Origin of the sequence: Pseudotabrizicola sp., from assembly GCF_030656345.1 — a bacterium.
GTDB lineage: Bacteria > Pseudomonadota > Alphaproteobacteria > Rhodobacterales > Rhodobacteraceae > Pseudotabrizicola.
The window spans coordinates 319904-341002 of sequence record NZ_JAUSNR010000019.1; the positions used below are offsets into that span (position 1 = coordinate 319904).

Genomic DNA, 21099 nt, shown 5'->3' on the forward strand with positions numbered 1-21099 from the left:
GGCAGCATCAAGATTTTCTCACCGGCTTCCGGCCCTACTCCCCCTTGATCAGCTTGCGGCGCAGCCAGCCCGACAGCGTGTCCATCGCCATCACCATCAGCACGATCAGCGTCATGTAATAGGCGACCTCTTCCCAGTCTTTCTGGGTCTGGATCGCCTGCGTCAGCAGCAAGCCGATCCCGCCACCGACAATCGCACCGATCACCGTGGCGCTGCGGGTGTTGGATTCCAGGTAGTACAGCACTTGGCTGATCAGCACCGGCGTCACCTGCGGGATCACGCCAAAGCGGGCGCGCAGCAGGCTGTTGGCCCCGGTGGACCGCACACCTTCGACCTGCTTTTCGTCAATATTCTCCAGCGCTTCGGAAAACATCTTGCCGAAAGATCCGGTGTCGGTGATCAGGATCGCCAGCGCGCCGGTCATCGGGCCGGGACCAAAGGCGCGGGACAGGATGATGGTCCAGATCAGGCCATCGACACCGCGGATAAAGTCGAACACCCGGCGGAAGGCGAAACGCAGCGGGCCCAGCGGGTTGAAGTTGCTGGCCGCCAGAAACCCCAGCGGCAGCGCGATGATCGCGGCCCCCATAGTGCCAAGGAATGCCATCAAAATCGTCTCGAACAAGGCCCAGAACACATCGGAATGCCGCCACATCTTGTTGGTCCAGAATTCACTGACCATATAGCCGAAGTTGCTGCGGGCAGGATCAACCCGGTCTGCTGACACCGCCAGCGCGGCCAGCTCCAGCGGGCCCTTGCCCGCGAACGGGCTGTCGAGGGTGAAAAAGAACAGCTCCCACCCGGCCTGATATTTGAAGGTCTCCACCTTGGACCGGGTATAATTGAACCGCCCCGCCGGGGTGGTCACCGCGACGCGGGTGTTGCTGGCGTTGATCCACTCGGGCAGGGGTTCCGGGGCAGTCAGCGCCAGACCGTTGTCCTGCGGACGAATGTCGATGGTGCCATAGCCGGGCACGACCATGCGTGCGCCATCGCCATCATAGGTGACAACATGCCCGGTGCCGAGGTCGATGGTGGTGACATCGCCATCCACCGAAACCCAGTCCGGATAGGTGCCCGGCGGATAGGCCCCCTTGGCCTCCCCCTCAACCGCGGCTGTCACCGCGCCGGTGCGGTTGTCGCGGGTGATGTGGGTTTTGTGGGTCCAGAAATCCGACAGCAGGATCGCGGCATTGTCCATCCGGGCGCGCGATGCCAGACCGGCCAGATCGAAGGCCACAGCGGTATACAGCAGATACAGCAGGATCACGCCGGGCAGGGCAAAGGCCATCAGGCGCTTGCGGGCAAAGCCTGCGGTGATCTGTGCGGTCAGATTGGTATCAACAGCGGCCATGTCAGCGCCCCTTTACCAGACGGTTGCGGAAATGGTCCGACGTGCGGTCGATCACAACGATGGCCGCGAACAGCAGCAGGAAGATCGCCACCACCTGATCGTAACGGCCCTGACCCCATTGCATCGCAAGCTTCAGATCGTAACCAATGCCGCCTTCGCCCACAAAACCAAGGATGGCCGAGGCGCGGACGTTGATTTCAAACCGCAGCAGCGCATAGGACAGCCAGTTGGGTGCGACCTGCGGAATCACCCCCAGCCACATCCGCTGGGTCCAGCTGGCCCCCACCGATTGCAGCCCCTCAACCGGCTTCAGATCGGCGTTTTCCGCCACTTCAGAGAATAATTTGCCCAAAGCGCCCCCGGTATGCAGCGCAATTGCAATCACCGCAGGCACCGGGCCGCCGCCCAGAATGTAGATCAGCACCAGCGCGATCACGATTTCCGGAATGGCGCGCAACGCGTCCATGCTGCGCCGGAACAGCGGAATCATCCGGGGCCATCGGGCCAGCCCGCGGGTGGCCAGCAAAGACAGCGCCATGGCAGCAAGCCCGCCCAGCAGCGTGGCGACGGCGGCGATGTTCAGCGTCTCGATCAGCGAGGGGATGTGCTTGACGAACAGCGCCGGGATCAGCGCGCGCTTCTCCCATGCCTCGGCCACCACTTCCGACGGGAATTCAAAGACATTGAGGATACCATTCCAGAACCCGCCCGCGTTGCGGCTGTCGGCCAGAATCCAGCCCGATGCCATGGTGGCAATGAACAGCGCCAGCAGAATGCCACCATACATGCGCTTGCGGCGCACCATCTCCAGATAGCTGTCCTGAATGCTGGCGGTGTCGGGGCGCTTTCCCCGCTCTGGCCCAAAGGCGATATCAACCATGCCGTGACCCCAAAATCTGGCCCAAAAAAAGTGCCGGGCCACCCATGGGGCGGCCCGGCAGATCGCTCTTGGAAATTACATGCCTTCTTGCAGCTTGCGGGCGGCGATGATGCCAAGGTAGGCGTCATGGGTGACGGGAACCAGATCCAGCGCATCCCCGTGCGACAGGGCATAGGCGCAGGTCGGATCATCCTGCCACATGGTGTCGGTGATCGCGATGACCTTGGCCCTTACGTCATCTGGCAGGGCCTTGCGGATCACGAACGGGCCTTCCGGGATCAGTTTCGACCGCCAGATCTCGACAATATTGTTCATGTCGACAAGCCCGGCATCAGCGGCCTTGCGGAAAGCGCCGGAGTTGTAGCCGTCTTCCCAGTCACCGAGGCCGTCAGCCCAGCTTACCGCAGCGTCAAAGTCACCATTGGCGACACCAACAATGGATTGCTCATGGCCGCCCGACATTTTGACGTCGGAGAAATAGGCGTCCAGCGGGCCGTAGGCGTCCATCAGCTCGGCACCGGGGACCAGGTAGCCCGAGGTGGAGTTCGGGTCGGCGAAGGCAAAGGATTTGCCCTTTGCGTCTTCCATCGAGGTGATGCCGCTGTCAGTGCGGGCAAACCCGATAGCGTAATATCCGGTGGACCCGTCAATATTTTGCTTGGTCAGAACCGGCTCAACAGCTTCCGGGTTGTTCAGGTAGATCTTGGCATAGGCAGAAGCCCCCAGACCGGCGAAGTCGATGGTGCCGCCCAGCATACCCTGAACCACGCCGTCATAATCCGCCGGGGTGAAGATCTTGACCGGAACGCCAAGCGCCTCTTCAATCTTGACGCGGAAGCATTCGTTGGAGGTCATCCGGTCCTGGGCGTTTTCGCCGCCAAGGATGCCGATGTTAAAGCCGGTGATGGCGTCTTGTGCCATGGCAGTGCCGGCCAGCGCGGTCGAGGCGATGAGGGAAAGGAGCAGCGGTTTCATGGAATGGCCCTTTTGGTTGAGGATCAGGAAAGCATCAGGTCCGCATAGTTGCGGTCCGCCGTGGTATCGGCCGGGATCGCGGTCGAGGTTGCGGATTCGTTGAACGAGGCATCGGCACCGTAAATGTCGCGGGCAACGCCGGTAGACAGCTGTTCCGGCGTGCCATCAAACACGATGCGGCCGTCGCGCATGCCGATCACCCGGTCGCAATAGCGCCGCGCGGTATCGAGTGTGTGCAGGTTGGCGATGACCATGCGGCCATCCTCGACATTGATGCGCTTCAGCGCGTCCATCACGATCTGCGCGTTCATCGGGTCAAGGCTGGCGATGGGTTCGTCCGCCAGAATGATCTTGGGGTCCTGCATCAGCGCCCGCGCAATGGCGACGCGCTGCTGCTGGCCACCCGAAAGCGCCTCGGCCCGTTTGGGGGCCTGTTCGGCGATGCCAAGCCGGTCGAGGATTTCAAGCGCGCGCAGAATGTCGGCGCGGGGCCACAGGTTGAACATGGTCTGCGTGGTGGACCGGCGGTTCAGGATGCCGTGCAGCACGTTTGACGCCACATCCATACGCGGCACCAGATTGAACTGCTGAAAGATCATCGCGCACTGGCTTTGCCAGGCCCGGGACTTCGCCCCGCGCAGGGCCAGAATATCGGTGCCGTCAACGATGATCTGGCCGGATGTGGCGTCGGTCAGCCGGTTCATCATCCGCAGAAAGGTGGACTTGCCCGCACCTGACCGTCCGATGATGCCGACGAAGGCCGGGCCGTTGACGGAAAAGCTGACCCGGTCAACTGCGGCTTTGGTTCCGAACATCCGGGTTACGTCTTTCACGTCCAGCATATGGCAGCCCCCAATTCACTTGGGCGCTGCATAGGGGGCCTGTGTGACGGCTGGTCTGCGCGGCGGTGAAACTTTCGTAACGAAGCGGCTACAGCAGCTGTTTCAGATCATAAACCAGCCGCAGAGCGTCAATCGGGGTCAGCTCATCCGGGCTGATGCCTTGCAGCCGCGCTTCCACCGCAGAGGTTTTGGCGGCGGGCTTCGCGGCTTGCGCAGGCGCGGCACGAAACAACGGCAGATCGTCGATCAGCGCCATCTGCTTGCCGCCGTCGCGGTCGCCCTTTTCCAGCGCTTCCAGCACCGTCTTCGCCCGGTCCACCACCGATTGCGGCAACCCGGCCAGCCGCGCGACCTGCACGCCATAACTGCGATCAGCGGCGCCTTTGCGCACCTCGTGCAGAAAGATCACGTCGCCTTCCCATTCCTTGACCGCAACGGTGGCGTTCTCCACCCCCGCCAGCTTGCCCGCCAGCGCCGTCATCTCATGGTAATGCGTGGCAAACAGCGCGCGGCAGCGGTTGGTCTCGTGCAGATGTTCCAGCGTGGCCCAGGCAATCGACAACCCGTCATAGGTCGCCGTGCCCCGCCCGATTTCATCAAGGATCACCAGCGCACGGTCGTCGGCCTGATTGAGGATGGCAGCGGTTTCCACCATCTCGACCATAAAGGTCGACCGCCCCCGCGCCAGATCATCGGCGGCACCCACCCGGCTGAACAATTGGCTGACCATCCCGATATGGGCACTGGTCGCGGGCACAAAGCTGCCCGCCTGCGCCAGCAGGGCAATCAGCGCATTCTGCCGCAGAAAAGTGGACTTACCCGCCATGTTAGGCCCGGTCAGCAGCCAGATCGCCGGGGTGCTCGCCCCGGTCAGCGCGCAGTCATTGGCCACGAACGGCCCCGCGCCCTGCCGTTTCAGCGCGCGTTCCACCACCGGATGCCGACCGCCGGTGATGGCAAAGGCGTGGCTGTCGTCGACGGTCGGTTCGGCCCAGTCTTCCGCCATCGCCAGATCAGCAAAAGCGCTGGCCAGATCAATTTCCGCCAATGCCCGCGCCGTGGCCCCAATGGGGCCGGACTGCGCCATGATCGCCTGTTTCAGGCTGTCATAGTGTCGCTTTTCAATCTCAAGCGCGTGGTTGCCTGCGTTCAGAATGCGGGTTTCAATCGCGTTCAGATCAACGGTGGTAAAGCGCACCTGCCCGGCTGTGGTCTGGCGGTGGATGAACAGCTCGGGCTTGGCGCGCATGGCGTCTTCGTGGGTGGTCGTCACCTCAATAAAGTAGCCCAGCACGTTGTTATGCTTGATCTTCAGCCCCGGCACGCCCGCAGCTTCCGCATAGTCGGCCTGCATCTTGCCGATCACAGACCGGCCTTCATCCCGCAGGGTGCGGACCTCATCCAGTTCTGTGTCGTATCCCGTGGCGATAAAGCCGCCATCGCGCGCCAGCAGCGGCGGTTCGGCCACCAGTGCGGCGTCCAGAAGGCTGACCAGATCGTCATGGCCCAGCAGCGCACCCGCCGCATCAGTCAGCAGATCGGGTGCCCCCTGCAACAGCGGGTGCAGCGCCCCGGCCTGCGCCAGCCCGGTGCGGATCGCGGCCAGATCCCGCGGACCGCCCCGGTCCAGCGCCAGCCGCGACAGCGCGCGGTCAATGTCCGGCACGCGGCGCAGATGGCCGCGCAGATCTTCCCGCAACCGACCCTGTTCCAGCAAAAACCGCACCGATGCGTGCCGGGTCCGTATCGTCGGCAGATCGCAGGACGGGGCAGACAGCCGCCGTTCCAGCAGCCGCGCCCCTGCCGGAGTGACCGTCCGGTCCACCGCCAACAAAAGCGAGCCTTCGCGCCCGCCCGACAGCGCCTGCGTCAGTTCCAGATTGCGGCGGGTGGCGAAATCGATCTGCACAGCACCCCCAGCACTTTCCCGCACCGGCGGGCGCAGCAGGGGCAGTTTGCCACGCTGGGTCAGATCGAGGTAATCGACCAGCGCCCCCATCGCCGACACCTCGGCCCGGTCAAAGCTGCCAAAGGCATCCAGCGACGATACCGCAAACAACGCACAAAGCCGCTTTTCCGCAGAAACAGAGTCGAAACTCCCGCGAGACAGCGGCGTCAGCGCCGCCCCCATATCCTGCGCAATCGCCGCAAGATCGCGCTCCTGCGCCTCGCTCACCAGAACCTCACGCGGGGCAAGCCGCGCCAGTTCCGGCGACAGCCGCGCCATCGGGCAGGGGATCACCCGCAATTCACCCGTGGAAATATCGGCCCAGGCCAGCGCCGCCTGATCCCGCACTTCCGACCAGGCGCACAGATAATTGTGCCGCCGGGCATCCAGCAGCGCATCTTCGGTCAGCGTGCCCGGCGTCACCAGCCGCACCACATCGCGTTTCACCACCGATTTTGATCCGCGCTTTTTCGCCTCGGCCGGGTCTTCCAGCTGTTCGGCGATGGCCACGCGAAAGCCTTTGCGGATCAGCGTCAGCAGATAGCCCTCGGCCGCATGAACCGGCACCCCGCACATCGGAATCGGCTCGCCCTGATGAAAACCGCGCTTGGTCAGCGCGATATCCAGCGCCTGCGCCGCCGCCAGCGCGTCGTCGAAAAACATCTCGTAGAAATCGCCCATGCGGTAAAACAGCAGGGCCCCGGGATTGGCCTGCCGGATCTCAAGATATTGCGCCATCATCGGCGTGACTGGATCGTCCTGCGGCACCTGTGGCCCCCTTGCTGCGCGCCGACCCTACAAAACCGGCGCGGTGGGGGGAAGGCCTATCCCTCTGGACCTGCGGGGGGTGCGTGGTAGGGTGCGGAAAAGTGCAGGCGGGTCGGGGGACGAAGGTGCGCAATCAGGCTGACCATGCGGCAGAGCCAGAGGCGCTGTTCCTGAACCCCGCGCGCGACCCCGGTGTCGGCTTCGTGGTGCCCCCCGCGTTCTGGTGGCACCTGCGCGACCGGGGCGTGATCGAAGGCTTTGCGGCGTCAGACGATGAGGCCATGAACACGCGGATCGAGGCGCATCTGCGGCAGGTCAAACGGCACCGCGCCTTTACCCAGGTGGCCGAGGTGAATGTGGTGCCGGTGCTGCTGGAGGATGCGGCGTTCCGCAAATCTTATGCGACGGCGGGCGGCAAGGCATTGCTGAACGGTGCGGCGGGCGCGCGATTGCTGAACCGTTTTGGCTGGGACCGGCCCGGAATGGATGCCGAAGCCGCGCTGGGCCGGTATTTCGCGGACTGTCAGGCGGTGAATGCGGGCGCAGTCCTGCCGCTGGGGGTGGTGCCTGATGGCGTTGATTTCGCCATCGATTGCCGCAACACCTTCAACTACTTCCACTTTCTGACCGAAACCCTCAGCCAGCTTTGTGTGCTGGACGGGATGGCGTTTACGGGCCGGGTGTTCATCCATTTCCCCAACCACCCCGAAAAAACCCGCACCTTTGTGCGCGGCTTCATCGACGCGCTGTTTCCCGAACTCGCCGGGCGTGTGGTGCTGGAACGCGCGCCCAAAGACTACACGCGCGTGCTGTCGGCCTTCAGCTTTCAGTGGACCTATTTCCAGATGCCGCCCTCGGTCATCGGCTCACTGGACGGGCTGGCGCAGTCGGATCTGTCCTGGCACGGGCACCGCGCCACGCGCAGCAGCCGCGCGGTTCTGGCGATGAACACGGTGGAAAGCACGCTGCTGGCTTTGCGGGCGCGGGCGCTGCGGGCGATTGCAGGGCGCGATGTCAGCCATCTGCCAAAACGCGTCTACATCACCCGCGCGTCGGGTCATGCCCGCGACCGCCAGATGCAGGGCGAAACGGCGCTGGTCGAATTGCTGGAAGCCTTCGGGTTCAAGGCACTGGCGTTTGAGGATCTGACCCCGCTGGACCAGATCGCGCTGATGGCGGGGGCCGAGGTGATGGTGTCTGCCCATGGTGCAGGCTTTGCCAACATGCTGTTCGCCAGCCCGCAGTGCACGGTGATCGAGATCGGCACCCTGCAGACCGCGCAGATCCGCTGGGGCGATTTCTGGCCGGTCGCCCATGCATCACGCTGCCGCTATGTGTCCTTCATCGCCGATCACGCCTGCGATACCCCGCTGGAGGTGCCCGATTTCACGACCGCCGGAATCGTCCCGGTACGCCTGTCGGACAAGGGCCTTGGCCGCGTGATGGGTTTCGTCGCCGCACTCTGCGGCCACATCCCGCGCTTGCACCGCGCCGCAGATGTCACCCGTCTGGCCGGGCAACTGCTGCGCGCAGGCCATCCGGACCGGGCCGAGGTGATGCTGGCCCAGCACGCCGACATGCGTTCCGGCAATCTGGATCTGTGTCTGGCGCAGGCCGATCTGCACAAGGCGCGCGGGGAATGGCATGCAGAACTGATCGCGCTGCACGCGGCCTGGGCCGCCGACCCGACGCGCTGGCAGACGCTGGCGCAGGTGTTGTGGTGCGCACGGCGGATCGGCAACACCCCGGTACAAGTCTGGGCCATCCGGCTGTTGCAGGCCGAATTCCCCGACCGTATCGCCGACCTGGCCAAAGACCGCGACTGGGTGCAGCAGTTGCTTTGAACGCCACGCGGATTGTGCGGTGCCCTTTGCCCCGCTATGACGGTTCAGACCCATCAAGGAACATATGGCCCATGTCCTCGAAAAACCGTGTGACCCCCGAAGAAGCGCTTGCCTACCACCTCGAACCCCGCCCCGGCAAATATGAGATTGTCGCCACCACCCCGATGGCAACGCAGCGCGATCTGAGCCTCGCCTACAGCCCCGGCGTTGCGGTGCCGGTGCAGGCCATCGCTGACAATCCGGCGCTGGCCTACGACTACACGGTCAAGGGCAACATGGTCGCCGTCATCTCCAACGGCACCGCCATTCTTGGCATGGGCAACCTTGGCGCGCTGGCGTCAAAGCCGGTGATGGAAGGCAAGGCGGTGCTGTTCAAGCGTTTTGCCGATGTGAACGCCATCGACATTGAACTGGATACCGAAGACCCGGAAGAGATTATCAAGGCGGTGTCCCTGATGGGCCCGACCTTCGGCGGCATCAACCTTGAGGATATCAAGGCCCCCGAATGCTTCATCATCGAACAGCGGCTCAAGGAAATCATGGACATTCCGGTGTTCCATGACGACCAGCACGGCACAGCCGTGATCTGCGCCGCCGGTCTGATCAACGCGCTGGAACTGTCGGGCAAGAAGATTGAGGACTGCCGGATCGTGCTGAACGGGGCAGGTGCTGCGGGCATCGCCTGTCTGGAACTGCTGAAATCCATGGGCGCGCGGCATGACAACTGCATCATGTGCGACACCAAGGGCGTGATTTATCAGGGCCGCACCGAAGGCATGAACCAGTGGAAATCGGCCCACGCCGCCAACACGCCCCTGCGCACGCTGGAAGAGGCGATGCAAGGGGCCGATGTGTTCCTTGGCGTCTCGGCCAAGGGTGCGGTGACGCCCGAAATGGTCTCGAACATGGCGGAAAACCCGGTCATCTTCGCCATGGCCAACCCCGACCCCGAGATCACGCCCGAAGAGGCCCATGCCGTGCGCCCCGATGCGATTGTCGCCACCGGGCGCTCTGATTACCCCAATCAGGTCAATAACGTGCTGGGCTTTCCCTACCTGTTCCGGGGTGCGCTCGACATTCACGCCCGCGCCATCAACGATGAGATGAAGATCGCCTGCGCCCGCGCCCTCGCCGCCCTCGCCCGCGAGGATGTGCCGGACGAAGTCGCCATGGCTTACGGGCGAAAACTCTCCTTCGGGCGCGATTACATCATCCCCACCCCGTTCGACCCGCGGCTGATCTACGTGATCCCGCCCGCCGTCGCCAAGGCGGGGATGGATACCGGCGTGGCGCGCCGCCCGATCATCGACCTCAAGGCCTATGAACAGGCGCTCAAATCCCGGATGGACCCGACCGCCAGCATCCTGCAGGGCATCCATGCGCGTGCCAAACAGGCGCAGGCCCGGATGATCTTTGCCGAAGGCGACGACCCCCGCGTGCTGCGCGCCGCCGTCGCCTATCAGCGTGCCGGTCTGGGCAAGGCCATCGTGGTGGGGCGCGAAGCGGATGTGCGCGAAAAGCTGGAAGCGGCGGGCCTGGGCGACGCGGTGCGCGAGCTGGAGGTGGTGAACGCCGCCAACACCCGGCATCTGGAGACCTACAAGGATTTCCTCTACAAACGCCTGCAACGCGAAGGGTTTGATGGCGAGGATATCCACCGTCTTGCCGCCCGCGACCGGCATGTGTTTTCTGCCCTGATGCTGCAGCACGGCCATGGTGACGGGCTGGTCACCGGGGTCACCCGCAAATCGGCGCATATCCTGTCGCTGATCAACCATGTGTTTGACGCCACTGCCGCCGATGGCGCCGTGGGGGTTACCGCCCTGCTGCACAAGGGCCGGATCGTGCTGATCGCTGATACGCTGGTGCAGGAATGGCCGGAACCGGAAGATCTGGCCACCATTGCCATCCGCTCGGCCGCCGTGGCGCGGTCACTGGGGCTGGAGCCTCGGGTGGCCTTCGTGTCTTTCTCCACCTTCGGCTACCCGGTCAGCGAACGCGCCACCAAGATGCACGCCGCACCCCGGGTGCTCGACCGCATGGGCGTCGATTTCGAATACGAAGGCGAAATGACCGTCGATGTCGCGATGAACATGGACCAGATGAAGCACTATCCGTTCTGCCGCCTGACCGGGCCTGCGAACATCCTTGTGGTCCCGGCCCGGCATTCGGCCAGCATCTCGGTCAAGCTGATGCAGGAAATGGCGGGGGCCACGGTGATCGGGCCGATCCTGACCGGCGTGAAAAAGCCGATCCAGATCTGTTCCACCAATTCCACGGTGAACGATATTCTGAACATGGCGGTGATGGCTGCCTGCAAGATCGGCCAGTAACGCAAAAGGCCCGCCGGATGGGCGGGCCTTTACTCACTTCACGAAAGCCGCCTGATTGCCCCATAGCTGCTTCACCCGCGCATCGCGCCCGCAAGACTGGCGATAGAAGGTATAGGCGTTCTTCTTCTGCTTCGGCCCGGCCCGGGTCAGGATGATGTCAGAGCTTTTGTAATAATCCTGATGATAGGCCTCGGCCTTCCAGAAGGTGCTGGCGGGCAGCACCGGCGTCACGATCTTTTGCCCCAACGCCTGCTGCGCCTCGGCCACTGCCGCCTGCGCGGCGGCCTGTTGGGCCGCATTAGAGACGAAAATCGCCGTCCGATACGCCGGACCCCGGTCACAGAACTGACCCCCGGCGTCTGTCACATCAACAGACCGCAGGAACATCGCGATCAGCTGGGCATAGGAAATGCGGCTGTTGTCAAAGGTGATCTCCACCGCCTCATAATGCCCTTCGTGGTTCGGATAGGTCGGGTTCTGCATCGTGCCGCCGGTATAGCCCGACACCACCGACTGCACGCCCGGCACCTTTTCAAAATCGGACTCGACGCACCAGAAGCAGCCCCCGGCGACAATCGCCTTTTCGTTGGCGGCATGGCTGCCCCCGGTGGTGGCGATCAGCACCATCAGCGCCACACCCGCCATAATCGACATCATCCGCGTCATCACACACTCCCTGAATTCTACGCCGACAGGATGACCCGAAGGCACCCCGCGTCCACTCAACCGTTTGTGATGTCACGCACAGGTGAAGCTGCCCCTTTCCCTTCGCCCGCCGCCCGCATAGCCTGACACCAAACCCGGAGGACCGCATGACCGACCACGTTTCCACCCATCAGGCTGAAGATGACGCCCGCAATGAAAGCATTCTGATCTGGGTGAACGGCGCGCTTAAGCCGCGCGATCAGGCGCTGGTCTCGGTCTACGATTCCGGCTTCATGCTGGGCGATGGCGTGTGGGAAGGGGTGCGGCTGTACAATGGGCGCTGGACCTTCCTTGACGAACACATGGACCGGCTGTTCGAGGCGGCAAAGGCGATTGATATCGACATCGGGATGACCCGTGATCAGGTGATCGCCGCGATCATGGAAACGCAAGCCGCCAACGGCATGACCACCGACGCCCACGCCCGCCTGATGGTGACGCGCGGCGTCAAGACCCGCCCGTTCCAGCACCCCAAACTGTCGCAAAGCGGGCCGACAGTGGTGATCATCATGGAACATTCGCGGCAAAAACTGCCGCGCCCGATCCGGCTGGCCACCGTGCCGCATCTGCGCGGCTTGCCGATGACGCAAGACCCCAAGCTGAACTCGCATTCCAAGCTGAACTGCATCCTCGCCTGCATCGCCGCCGAAAAGGCCGGCGCGGATGAGGCGCTGATGCTCGACGTGCATGGCTTTGTGAACACCACCAACGCCTGCAACTTCTTCACCGTCCGCAAGGGCGCCGTGTGGACCAGCACCGGCGACTATTGCATGAACGGCATCACGCGACAAAAGGTCATCGACCTGTGCCGCGAAAATGGCATCCCGGTGTATGAGCGGAACTTTTCCCTCGTCGACACCTACGGTGCGGATGAGGCGTTCCTCACCGGCACCTTCGGCGCGCAAACCCCGGTCAGTACGATTGATGGCCGCCAGATCGGCACCGGCCAGATGGGCCCGATGACCGAGCGGATTCGCGGGCTTTACAAGACCCTCGTCGGCGCATGAACGTACCGACGTAAGCCATACGCTTGCCATACATGAACCATACGGAAATCAGCCATGAAAATCGCGATGTGGTCCGGGCCACGCAACCTGTCCACCGCCATGATGTACGCCTTCGCCGCCCGGGGCGATTGCGCGGTCTGGGATGAACCGTTTTACGCGGCCTATCTGAAGGCGACCGGGTTGGACCACCCGATGCGCGACAAGATCGTCGAGGTGCACGAAGATGACGCGACCCTGATCGCCGCCGCTTGTATGGGTGAGGTTCCGCAGGAAAAAACCCTGTTCTATCAAAAGCATATGACCCTACACATGATCCCGGAATTCGACCGCCAGTTCATGCGCAGCCTGACCAACGTGTTCCTGATCCGCCACCCGGCCCGTGTGGTGGCGTCTTATGCGAAAAAGCGTGAAGGGCCGGTGCTGGCCGATATCGGCTTTGTCCAGCAGGCAGAGCTGTTTGATCAGGTGGCCGGTTGGACCGGCGAGGCCCCACTGGTGATCGACAGCGCCGACATCCGTGCCGACCCGCAGGCCGCGTTGAACCGCCTGTGCACGGCGCTGACAATTCCCTTTACAGACAACATGTTGCACTGGCCCGCCGGGCCAAAACCCTATGACGGAATCTGGGCCCCGCACTGGTACGGCGCGGTGCATAGGTCCACCGGGTTTGAGGAACCCGAGGGTCCACTGCCCGACCTGCCCGCCGGGTATCAGGCGATTGTGGATGAAGCGCTGCCGTTTTACGAGAAACTTAACGCTTATAAGATATGAAAGAGGGGCCGGAAAACCGGCCCCTTATTTGGCAGAATTAAAAATTGTTTTCAGCCCTTCGCCACCCGCGCATTGCGGTTGGCAATCAGCTTCAGGCGCAGGGCGTTCAGGCGGATGAAGCCCGCGGCGTCTTTCTGGTCATAGGCACCGGCGTCATCTTCAAAGGTCACATGCGCTTCGGAATACAGCGAATGGTCTGACCAGCGACCCACGCAGGTGGCGGAGCCTTTGTACAGCTTGATCCGCACGGTGCCGGTCACATGATCTTGCGATTTGTTGATCAGGGCCTGCAACATCTCGCGTTCTGGGCTGAACCAGAAGCCGTTGTAGATCAGTTCTGCATAGCGCGGCATGATGCTGTCTTTCAGGTGACCAGCCCCTGCATCCAGCGTGATCTGCTCGATCCCGCGATGCGCCTCCAGCAGCACGGTGCCGCCGGGGGTTTCATAGATGCCGCGCGACTTCATGCCGACAAAGCGGTTTTCGACGAAATCCAGCCGCCCAATGCCATGCGCGCCGCCCAGCTCATTCAGGCGGGTCAGGATGGTGGCGGGCGACATCGCCTCGCCGTTGATGGCAACCGCATCGCCGCGCTCAAACGAAACTTCAATGTATTCAGGGGTATCCGGGGCGTCTTCAGGCGAAACGGTGCGTTGGTACACATACTCCGGGGCCTGTTCGGCGGGGTTTTCCAGCGCCTTGCCCTCGGACGAGGTGTGCAGCAGGTTGGCGTCCACCGAGAACGGGGCCTCACCGCGTTTGTCCTTGGCAATCGGGATCTGGTTGGCTTCGGCGAATTCGATCAGCTTGGTGCGGCTGGTCAGATCCCATTCGCGCCAGGGCGCGATAACCCGGATCGACGGGTCGAGCGCATAGGCGGACAACTCAAAACGGACCTGATCATTGCCCTTGCCGGTGGCACCATGCGCCACGGCATCAGCCCCATGTTTGTGCGCAAGATCAACCAGATGCTTGGAAATCAGCGGCCGCGCGATCGAGGTGCCCAGCAGATACAGCCCTTCGTACAGCGCATTGGCGCGGAACATCGGGAACACATAATCGCGCACGAATTCTTCGCGCACGTCGACGATATGGATGTTTTCCGGCTTGATGCCCAGCAATTCCGCCTTGGCGCGGGCGGGTTCCAGCTCTTCTCCCTGACCCAGATCGGCGGTGAAGGTGATCACCTCGCAGCCGTATTCGGTCTGCAGCCATTTGAGGATGATCGAGGTATCCAGACCGCCGGAATAGGCAAGGACGACTTTTTTCGGTTTTGACATGCGCACGCTCCCTTTGGGATTTGCGCGGGTCTAAGGGGATTTGCGGTAAAGGGCAAGAAACACGGGCGTATCGGGTACAAAATCGCCACGCTTGCCAAAGCTGTGTTGCTGCGGCATGCCAAGAGTATGACCGATTTTGCACACGATGCCCGCCTTGCCACCGATGCCCTGCGTGATCTGTTTGATCCGACGCCGTTGCAGCGCAATGATTACCTGTCGCAACGCTTTGACGCCGATATCTGGCTGAAGCGCGAAGACCTGTCGCCGGTGCGGTCCTACAAGCTGCGCGGGGCCTTTACCGCGATGCGCAAGGTGCGCGAGGCGCAGCCGGGGCAGCAGCATTTCGTTTGTGCCAGTGCGGGCAACCACGCGCAGGGTGTGGCCTTTGCCTGCCGGCATTTCGGGGTGCAGGGCACGATCTTCATGCCGGTGACGACGCCGCAGCAAAAGATCGACAAAACCCGGGTATTTGGCGCGGGTCACGTGCAGATCGTGCTGACCGGCGACTATTTCGACCAGACGCTGGCGGCGGCGCAGGCGTTTTGCGCTGAAAAGGCCGCGTATTTCCTGTCGCCCTTTGACGATGATGATGTGATTCTGGGCCAGTCTTCGGTCGCGGTCGAGATGCTGGATCAGCTGGGCCGCGCGCCCGATCTGGTGATCCTGCCGGTGGGTGGGGGTGGGCTGTCATCGGGGGTGACGCGCTATCTGCGCGGCGTGGCCCCGGATGTGGCCTACCGTTTTGTGGAACCTCTGGGCGGCGCGTCACTGCTGGAGGCTTTGGCGGCGGGGCGGCCTGAGACGTTGGTCGGCGTGAACAGTTTTGTTGACGGTGCCGCCGTGGCGCGTCTGGGGGACAAGACCTTTGCCCTGCTGGATTGGGTCGATCCGGCCCATGTGCTGCTGGCCCCTGAAGACCGGATCTGCATCACCATGCTGGAGATGCTGAACGTGGAAGGCATCGTGCTGGAGCCTGCGGGGGCGCTGTCGGTGGATGTGCTGCCGGATCTGGCAGAGCTGATCCGGGGCAAGACCGTTGTCTGCGTGACATCGGGCGGGAATTTCGACTTTGAACGCCTGCCGGAAGTGAAAGAGCGGGCGCAGCGCTTTGCCGGGTTGAAGAAGTATTTCATCCTGCGGATGCCCCAGCGGCCCGGTGCCCTGCGTGAGTTTCTCGAAATGCTGGGGCCGGAGGATGATATCGCCCGGTTTGAGTATCTGAAGAAATCGGCGCGCAACTTCGGGTCGGTGTTGATTGGAATTGAGACAAAAGCGCCAGAGAATTTCACCCAACTGTTCGCGCGGCTGGATCTGGCGGCGTTTCCCTATCGTGACATCACCAATGACGGGATTTTGTCAGAATTCCTGATCTAGGGTCAGGCGACGCTGGCCTTCAGCTGGGCCACAAAGGCGGCGCGTGACTGGTAATAGATGCTGATCACCGTATCGAGCGCGACATCGGCGGGGCGGTTGTCTGCGGTCTGACACACCTCTGCCAGCCGGACAAAGCCCAGATTGAGCGCGCTGCCCTTCAGGAAATGCAGGTCATGTTCCAGTGACCCGGCAGCGGTAAGCGAGGGCAGACGCATGACCACCTGATCGGTTTCCTGCAGGAACAGGGTAACAATCTCATCAAACGAGTCGGCCCCCACCTCTGCCCGCAGGTCGTCTACACGTGCCCAGTCGATCATCACGTCCCCTGTTGTGCTTTGCCCTGCCCCCTGAGCGGTTAATCCGTTGATCATTTGCTCAGCGCGTTAAGATCGAGTTACCGCATCTGGCAATTTTGAATCGAACGGCGAAAGTTTTAGCTTTCACAGGTGCTTAAGCTGTGCGTGGCCAAGGTGGTTTGCGTGACATGGATCGTGATCTGATGACCCTGATGAATGTGAACAGCGCTGACCACCGGGCGCGCGCCGCTGCGGGGGTCGGGCCGTGGCGCGTGCTGGTCGTGGATGACAGCAAGGCCCAGCGGATGATGCTGACTGCCGCCCTGTCACGCTGGGGCTATGCGGTGGACCAGGCGGCATCGGGCGAAGAAGCGCTGCTCGCCTGTCAGATCGGGGCGTTTGACATCATCCTGTCGGACTGGGTGATGGATGGCATGTCGGGGCTTGATCTGTGCAGCGCCTTTCACGCGCTGGAGCAGGAGGGGTATACGTATTTCATCCTGCTGACCTCCAAATCCGGCAAGGCCGAAATTGCAAAGGGGCTGGAAGCGGGGGCCGATGATTTCCTGACCAAGCCGGTGTCCCCGCACGAGCTGCGCGCAAGGTTGCGCGCCGGGGAACGCATTGTCGGCATGCACAGGGAGCTGGTACAGAAAAACCGGCTGCTGGGTGCCACACTGGCCGAATTGCAGCGCGCCCAGCGGATTGTGGACCGCGACCTGATCGAAGCGCGCAAGCTGCAGCAAGCGCTGGTGCGTGACCGCTACCGCGACTGGGGGCGCGGGGCGGCGACGCTGTTTTTGCACACCTCGGGGCCGGTGGGCGGCGATCTGGCCGGGTTCTTTGAACTGGATGCCTGCCGGGTGGCGCTGTATTCGCTGGATGTGTCCGGGCATGGCGTGGCCTCTGCCATGATCACCGCGCGGCTGGCGGGTTATCTTTCCGGGGCGGACCCGGATCAGAACATCGCCTTGCAGCGCCGCCCGGATGGCGGGTTCGACGCGCTGCTCCCGGAAGAGGTGGCGGCGCGCTTCAACCGAACCTTGCTGCAGGATCTGCAGGTCGATCAATACTTTACCATGGCCTATGCACAGGTCGATCTGTGCACCGGGGCGGTGGCGCTGGTGCAGGCGGGCCACCCCTATCCGCGTATTCTGCGGGCCGATGGCCGGATTGACCGGCTGGGCACCGGCGGGCTGCCGATCGGGCTGCTGTCTGATGCGGTGCATGAACGGGTGACGGCGCAGCTCTATCCCGGCGACCGGCTGTTGTTGCTGACCGACGGGTTGACCGAATGCCCGTCGCCCGGCGGTGCCGAACTGGGCGATGACGGGCTGGATGCCTTGATCAGCACCAACAGCAGGCTGGGGTCTGCGCAGCTGCTGGATGCGCTGATCTGGGATCTGGCAACGCATCTGGGGTCTGAGGATTTTCCCGATGATGTGTCGGGGCTGGTGTTTGATTACCGGGGCTGATGCCGCAGCGCCTGAAACAAAAACGCGCGGTCGCCGGTGTTGGTGATCTGATCCAGCGCCTGCGTGACCGTCATCCAGACGGCGCTGTGCCCGGGCTCGGACGGGGGGCCTAGGCGCAGGATCGGGCGGGCCAGATAGATGGTGCAGATCTTTTCGGCCCATTTGTCGTAGTCGGGCATATAGGTGAACCGCCGATAGGCCCCCAACCGGCGGGTCACGGCGATTTTCCAGCCGGTTTCCTCAAACACCTCACGGTGCAGGGCGGGGATCGGGTGTTCGCCCGGATCAATCCCGCCGCCGGGCAGCTGAAACTCCGGTACAGGCTCTGCCTGATAGGTTGTCAGCACCTCATTGCCATCCAGCAACACGGCGTAGACACCCGGTCTGGGGCGGTATTTCTGGTCCGGTCGGACCGGATCACCGTAACGCCGCATGCTGTTGCCCCCTTGGTCGTGGTGTTGCCCTGCCTATATAGGCGCGGTATGCCAAGATTGGCTCGCTAAGGAAACCCCATGACCATTGGTTCGCAGATTGCCTGGGACGATACCGTCCTGCCCTTTCAACTTGATCAGTCCGACATCCGGGGCCGGGTGGTCCGGCTGGATGGCGTGCTGGAGCAGGTTCTGTCGCAACACAGCTATCCGCCGCTGATAGAGGCGCTGGTGGCCGAAGCCGCTTTGCTGACCGCGCTGATCGGGCAGTCGGTGAAACTGCGCTGGAAGCTGAGCCTGCAGATCCGCGGTAACGGCGCGGCGCGGCTGATTGCGACCGATTATTATGGCCCGACCGATGAGGGCGAACCGGCCCGCATCCGCGCCTATGCCAGCTATGATGCCGACCGGCTGGACCCTGACGCCGATCCGTTCAGCCAGATCGGCACCGGCTATTTCGCGGTGATGCTGGATCAGGGCGAAGGCATGGTGCCGTATCAGGGCTTTACCCCGATTGCGGGCGCGTCGCTGTCCTCCTGTGCCGAGACCTATTTTGCGCAGTCCGAACAGCTGCCGACCCGGTTTTCGCTGACCTTCGGGCAAAGCGTAGAGCCGGGGCGGCCTGCGCATTGGCGCGGCGGCGGCGTGATGTTGCAGCACATGCCCAAGGCCGGGATGAGCGTGGCAGCGGAAGCCGGTTCGGGTGAGGGCGGGTTGTTGCAGCACAGCGACATTCTGGCCGGGGAAGAGGGCGAAAGCTGGACCCGCGCCAATGTGCTGCTGGACACGGTGGAAGAGATCGAGCTGATCGGGCCGCAGGTCACACCGTCAGAGCTGCTGGTGCGCCTGTTTCATGAAGAGGGGCCGCGCGTGTTTGAGGCGCAGCCGGTGCGGTTTGGCTGTTCGTGCTCTGAGGACAAGGTGCGCAACACGATGTCGATCTATTCGCAGAAAGACATTCAGAAGATGACAACGCCCGAAGGCGTGGTCACCGCCGATTGCCAGTTCTGCGGCGCGCATTACGAAATGGACCCGGTGACCTTGGGGTTCGAGGCCAGGAATGGATGAGATTGCCCGCCTGCAAAGCGCCTTGCAGCGCCCGGCGGGCGAGTCGTCTGATTTTGACCTGAACCCCGGCATTCAGCTGCCCGCCGGTCGCACTTTGCGCCCGGCGGGGGTGCTGGTGCCGGTCTGGGCCGGGCCCGGTGGGGCGCGGGTGATTCTGACCAAACGCGCATCGCATCTGAAGCATCATCCGGGGCAGATCTCGCTGCCCGGCGGCAAGGTGGAACCGGAGGATGCCTCGGTTCAGGCGGCAGCGCTGCGCGAGGCGATGGAAGAGATCGCCTTGCCGCCCGGGTTGGTCGATGTGCTCGGCCATCTGCCGGTGCATGAAACGGTGACTGGCTTCACCATGACCCCGGTTCTGGGCGTGATCAGAGATGATTTTCGCCCCGTGGCGGAGCTGGGTGAGGTGGAAGAAGTCTTTACCGTGCCGCTGGCGCATGTGCTGGACCTGTCGCGCTATGGCGTCGAACGGCGGCTGTGGATGGGGCAGTGGCGGCGCTATTACGTGGTGCCCTACGGCCCCTATTACATCTGGGGTGCCACCGCGCGCATTCTGCGTGGCCTGGCCGAACGGGCAGCGCTGTGAAGGTTACGGGGGACTGGCTGCGCCATCCGGGCACCCAAGCGCTGTGCCGGGTGCTGGAGGGTGCCGGGCATCAGGCGCTGTTCGTCGGTGGCTGTGTGCGCAATGCCCTGATGGGGGTGCCTGTCAGTGACATTGATATCGCGACCGATGCCGGGCCGGAAAACGTGTCTGTGCTGGCGGAAAATGCTGGTTTCAAGGTGGTGCCGACCGGGATCGACCACGGTACGGTGACGGTGATTGCGGAGGGTGTGGCACATGAGGTCACCACCTTCCGCCGGGATGTGCAGACCGACGGGCGGCACGCGGTGGTCGCATTTTCACACCGGGTGGAGGAGGATGCGGCGCGGCGCGACTTCACCATGAACGCGCTCTATGCCGACCGGCATGGGGTGCTGATCGACCCGTTGGGCGGATTGCCCGACCTGCTGGCGCGGCGGGTGCGGTTTGTGGGCGCGCCGGATGCCCGCATCGCCGAAGATTATCTGCGCATCCTGCGGTTTTTCCGCTTCCATGCCCACTATGGCGATCCGGCGGGCGGAATTGACGGCGAAGGACTGGCGGCCTGTGCCGCAAATTCTGCTGGAATAGAGACACTTTCGCGCGAACGGATCGGGGCAGAGATGTGCAAGCTGCTCGCTGCTCCTGACCCGGCACCGGCGGTTGCGTCGATGGCCGCGGCGGGGGTGCTGGCGGTGGTCCTGCCGGGGGCAGATGCGCGGGCGCTGGGGCCGTTGGTGCATCTGGAAAGCGGGCTGGTGCCGCGATGGCTGCGGCGGCTGGCGGTGCTGGGCGGGCGGGATGTGGCAGATCGTTTGCGGCTGTCCCGCCGGGACAGTGCCGATTTAGGCCGTATCAGAGACGAAACTGGTGGTGTGCTGACCTCGGCGGCGCTGGGCTTTGTGCTGGGCGATGCGCTGGGGGTTGATGCCGTTCTGGCACGCGCGGCGGTGATGGAGCAGCCCTTGGCAGAGGGTTGGGCGGCAGAGGTTGCGCGCGGGGCTGCGGCAGAATTCCCGCTGCGCGCCGCCGATCTGATCGACCGGGTGCAGGGCCCGGCGCTGGGCGCGGCGCTGGAGGCGGCGCGGCAGCGCTGGCTGGCCAGCAACCTGACGCTGACCCGCGCGCAGCTTTTGGGTTAAACTGTTTTCCTCGGGCATTAATC

At 63.3% G+C, this 21099-nt stretch carries 18 protein-coding genes; 9 read left to right on the forward strand and 9 right to left on the reverse strand.

Going from position 1 to position 21099, the window contains the following annotated elements:
• Positions 1-34 precede the first annotated feature (34 nt).
• The 5 genes from phnE (Q7J44_RS11895) to mutS all read right to left on the reverse strand — a co-directional run bounded on the left by phnE (Q7J44_RS11895) (position 35) and on the right by mutS (position 6740).
• Positions 35-1354 (reverse strand): phosphonate ABC transporter, permease protein PhnE, encoded by a 1320-nt coding sequence (gene phnE / locus Q7J44_RS11895; protein ID WP_304880122.1) that lies wholly within the window; start codon positions 1352-1354, stop codon positions 35-37.
• 1 nt (position 1355) lies between these two features.
• Positions 1356-2234, reverse strand: a complete 879-nt coding sequence (gene phnE, locus Q7J44_RS11900; RefSeq protein ID WP_304880125.1) for a phosphonate ABC transporter, permease protein PhnE — start codon at positions 2232-2234, stop codon at positions 1356-1358.
• 75 nt (positions 2235-2309) lie between these two features.
• Positions 2310-3209: a phosphonate ABC transporter substrate-binding protein gene (phnD, locus tag Q7J44_RS11905; protein ID WP_304880127.1), complete on the reverse strand. Its 900-nt coding sequence runs from the start codon at positions 3207-3209 to the stop codon at positions 2310-2312.
• Positions 3210-3232: 23 nt separating this feature from the next.
• Positions 3233-4051: a phosphonate ABC transporter ATP-binding protein gene (gene phnC / locus Q7J44_RS11910; RefSeq protein WP_304880130.1), complete on the reverse strand. Its 819-nt coding sequence runs from the start codon at positions 4049-4051 to the stop codon at positions 3233-3235.
• An 88-nt stretch (positions 4052-4139) separates the two neighbouring features.
• The gene (gene mutS / locus Q7J44_RS11915) at positions 4140-6740 is read right to left on the reverse strand and encodes a DNA mismatch repair protein MutS (protein WP_304880374.1); all 2601 of its coding nucleotides are present in this window, start codon (positions 6738-6740) and stop codon (positions 4140-4142) included.
• Positions 6741-6892: 152 nt separating this feature from the next.
• Here mutS and Q7J44_RS11920 point away from each other — a divergent pair, with 152 nt between their 5' ends.
• Both Q7J44_RS11920 and Q7J44_RS11925 read left to right on the forward strand, forming a co-directional pair.
• Complete coding sequence (locus Q7J44_RS11920; RefSeq protein ID WP_304880132.1) at positions 6893-8611, forward strand: glycosyltransferase family 61 protein; 1719 nt, start codon at positions 6893-6895, stop codon at positions 8609-8611.
• A gap of 71 nt (positions 8612-8682) precedes the next feature.
• Positions 8683-10944, forward strand: coding sequence for an NADP-dependent malic enzyme (locus Q7J44_RS11925; protein ID WP_304880134.1), 2262 nt, complete (start codon positions 8683-8685; stop codon positions 10942-10944).
• A gap of 33 nt (positions 10945-10977) precedes the next feature.
• Here Q7J44_RS11925 and msrA read toward each other — a convergent pair whose 3' ends face one another.
• A complete protein-coding gene (gene msrA, locus Q7J44_RS11930) occupies positions 10978-11610 on the reverse strand; it encodes a peptide-methionine (S)-S-oxide reductase MsrA (RefSeq protein WP_370693002.1) in 633 nt (210 codons plus the stop codon).
• Between the two features lie 146 nt (positions 11611-11756).
• Here msrA and Q7J44_RS11935 point away from each other — a divergent pair, with 146 nt between their 5' ends.
• Together Q7J44_RS11935 and Q7J44_RS11940 are read left to right on the forward strand one after the other, a co-directional pair.
• A complete protein-coding gene (locus Q7J44_RS11935; RefSeq protein ID WP_304880137.1) occupies positions 11757-12656 on the forward strand; it encodes a D-amino acid aminotransferase in 900 nt (299 codons plus the stop codon).
• A 54-nt stretch (positions 12657-12710) separates the two neighbouring features.
• Complete coding sequence (locus Q7J44_RS11940) at positions 12711-13427, forward strand: HAD family hydrolase (RefSeq protein WP_304880139.1); 717 nt, start codon at positions 12711-12713, stop codon at positions 13425-13427.
• A 50-nt stretch (positions 13428-13477) separates the two neighbouring features.
• Here the strand turns inward: Q7J44_RS11940 and Q7J44_RS11945 are convergent, their stop codons facing one another.
• On the reverse strand, positions 13478-14707 hold the full coding sequence (locus tag Q7J44_RS11945; RefSeq protein WP_304880141.1) for an argininosuccinate synthase: 1230 nt from the start codon (positions 14705-14707) through the stop codon (positions 13478-13480).
• A gap of 126 nt (positions 14708-14833) precedes the next feature.
• Here Q7J44_RS11945 and ilvA point away from each other — a divergent pair, with 126 nt between their 5' ends.
• On the forward strand, positions 14834-16081 hold the full coding sequence (gene ilvA / locus Q7J44_RS11950; RefSeq protein ID WP_304880143.1) for a threonine ammonia-lyase IlvA: 1248 nt from the start codon (positions 14834-14836) through the stop codon (positions 16079-16081).
• A 2-nt stretch (positions 16082-16083) separates the two neighbouring features.
• Here ilvA and Q7J44_RS11955 read toward each other — a convergent pair whose 3' ends face one another.
• Positions 16084-16398, reverse strand: coding sequence for an Hpt domain-containing protein (locus tag Q7J44_RS11955; RefSeq protein ID WP_304880145.1), 315 nt, complete (start codon positions 16396-16398; stop codon positions 16084-16086).
• 191 nt (positions 16399-16589) lie between these two features.
• Between Q7J44_RS11955 and Q7J44_RS11960 the strand changes: the two genes are divergently transcribed.
• The gene (locus Q7J44_RS11960; protein WP_304880378.1) at positions 16590-17852 is read left to right on the forward strand and encodes a PP2C family protein-serine/threonine phosphatase; all 1263 of its coding nucleotides are present in this window, start codon (positions 16590-16592) and stop codon (positions 17850-17852) included.
• Here Q7J44_RS11960 and Q7J44_RS11965 read toward each other — a convergent pair.
• Positions 17840-18286, reverse strand: a complete 447-nt coding sequence (locus tag Q7J44_RS11965) for an NUDIX hydrolase (protein WP_304880148.1) — start codon at positions 18284-18286, stop codon at positions 17840-17842. The two genes, Q7J44_RS11960 and Q7J44_RS11965, sit on opposite strands and share 13 nt — an antisense overlap.
• A 78-nt stretch (positions 18287-18364) precedes the next feature.
• On the opposite strand from Q7J44_RS11965, the gene Q7J44_RS11970 reads away from it, so the two are divergent.
• From Q7J44_RS11970 to Q7J44_RS11980, 3 genes are read left to right on the forward strand one after another with little or no spacing between them, the layout of a single operon-like run.
• Complete coding sequence (locus Q7J44_RS11970) at positions 18365-19351, forward strand: Hsp33 family molecular chaperone HslO (RefSeq protein WP_304880150.1); 987 nt, start codon at positions 18365-18367, stop codon at positions 19349-19351.
• Positions 19344-19937 (forward strand): CoA pyrophosphatase, encoded by a 594-nt coding sequence (locus tag Q7J44_RS11975; protein WP_304880152.1) that lies wholly within the window; start codon positions 19344-19346, stop codon positions 19935-19937. The genes Q7J44_RS11970 and Q7J44_RS11975 overlap by 8 nt, the downstream gene beginning before the upstream one ends.
• Complete coding sequence (locus Q7J44_RS11980) at positions 19934-21076, forward strand: CCA tRNA nucleotidyltransferase (RefSeq protein ID WP_304880154.1); 1143 nt, start codon at positions 19934-19936, stop codon at positions 21074-21076. Before Q7J44_RS11975 ends, Q7J44_RS11980 begins: the two co-directional genes overlap by 4 nt.
• Positions 21077-21099 lie beyond the last annotated feature (23 nt).

Excerpts from the sequence above, each read along its gene's own strand:
- phnE (WP_304880122.1), bottom strand. The coding sequence starts at position 1,354 with ATGGCCGCTGTTGATACCAATCTGACCGCACAGATCACCGCAGGCTTT.
- phnE (WP_304880125.1), bottom strand. The coding sequence starts at position 2,234 with ATGGTTGATATCGCCTTTGGGCCAGAGCGGGGAAAGCGCCCCGACACC.
- phnD (WP_304880127.1), bottom strand. The coding sequence starts at position 3,209 with ATGAAACCGCTGCTCCTTTCCCTCATCGCCTCGACCGCGCTGGCCGGC.
- phnC (WP_304880130.1), bottom strand. The coding sequence starts at position 4,051 with ATGCTGGACGTGAAAGACGTAACCCGGATGTTCGGAACCAAAGCCGCA.
- mutS (WP_304880374.1), bottom strand. The coding sequence starts at position 6,740 with ATGATGGCGCAATATCTTGAGATCCGGCAGGCCAATCCCGGGGCCCTG.
- Q7J44_RS11925 (WP_304880134.1), top strand. The coding sequence starts at position 8,683 with ATGTCCTCGAAAAACCGTGTGACCCCCGAAGAAGCGCTTGCCTACCAC.
- msrA (WP_370693002.1), bottom strand. The coding sequence starts at position 11,610 with ATGACGCGGATGATGTCGATTATGGCGGGTGTGGCGCTGATGGTGCTG.
- Q7J44_RS11935 (WP_304880137.1), top strand. The coding sequence starts at position 11,757 with ATGACCGACCACGTTTCCACCCATCAGGCTGAAGATGACGCCCGCAAT.
- Q7J44_RS11940 (WP_304880139.1), top strand. The coding sequence starts at position 12,711 with ATGAAAATCGCGATGTGGTCCGGGCCACGCAACCTGTCCACCGCCATG.
- Q7J44_RS11945 (WP_304880141.1), bottom strand. The coding sequence starts at position 14,707 with ATGTCAAAACCGAAAAAAGTCGTCCTTGCCTATTCCGGCGGTCTGGAT.
- ilvA (WP_304880143.1), top strand. The coding sequence starts at position 14,834 with ATGACCGATTTTGCACACGATGCCCGCCTTGCCACCGATGCCCTGCGT.
- Q7J44_RS11955 (WP_304880145.1), bottom strand. The coding sequence starts at position 16,398 with ATGATCGACTGGGCACGTGTAGACGACCTGCGGGCAGAGGTGGGGGCC.
- Q7J44_RS11960 (WP_304880378.1), top strand. The coding sequence starts at position 16,590 with ATGAATGTGAACAGCGCTGACCACCGGGCGCGCGCCGCTGCGGGGGTC.
- Q7J44_RS11965 (WP_304880148.1), bottom strand. The coding sequence starts at position 18,286 with ATGCGGCGTTACGGTGATCCGGTCCGACCGGACCAGAAATACCGCCCC.
- Q7J44_RS11970 (WP_304880150.1), top strand. The coding sequence starts at position 18,365 with ATGACCATTGGTTCGCAGATTGCCTGGGACGATACCGTCCTGCCCTTT.
- Q7J44_RS11975 (WP_304880152.1), top strand. The coding sequence starts at position 19,344 with ATGGATGAGATTGCCCGCCTGCAAAGCGCCTTGCAGCGCCCGGCGGGC.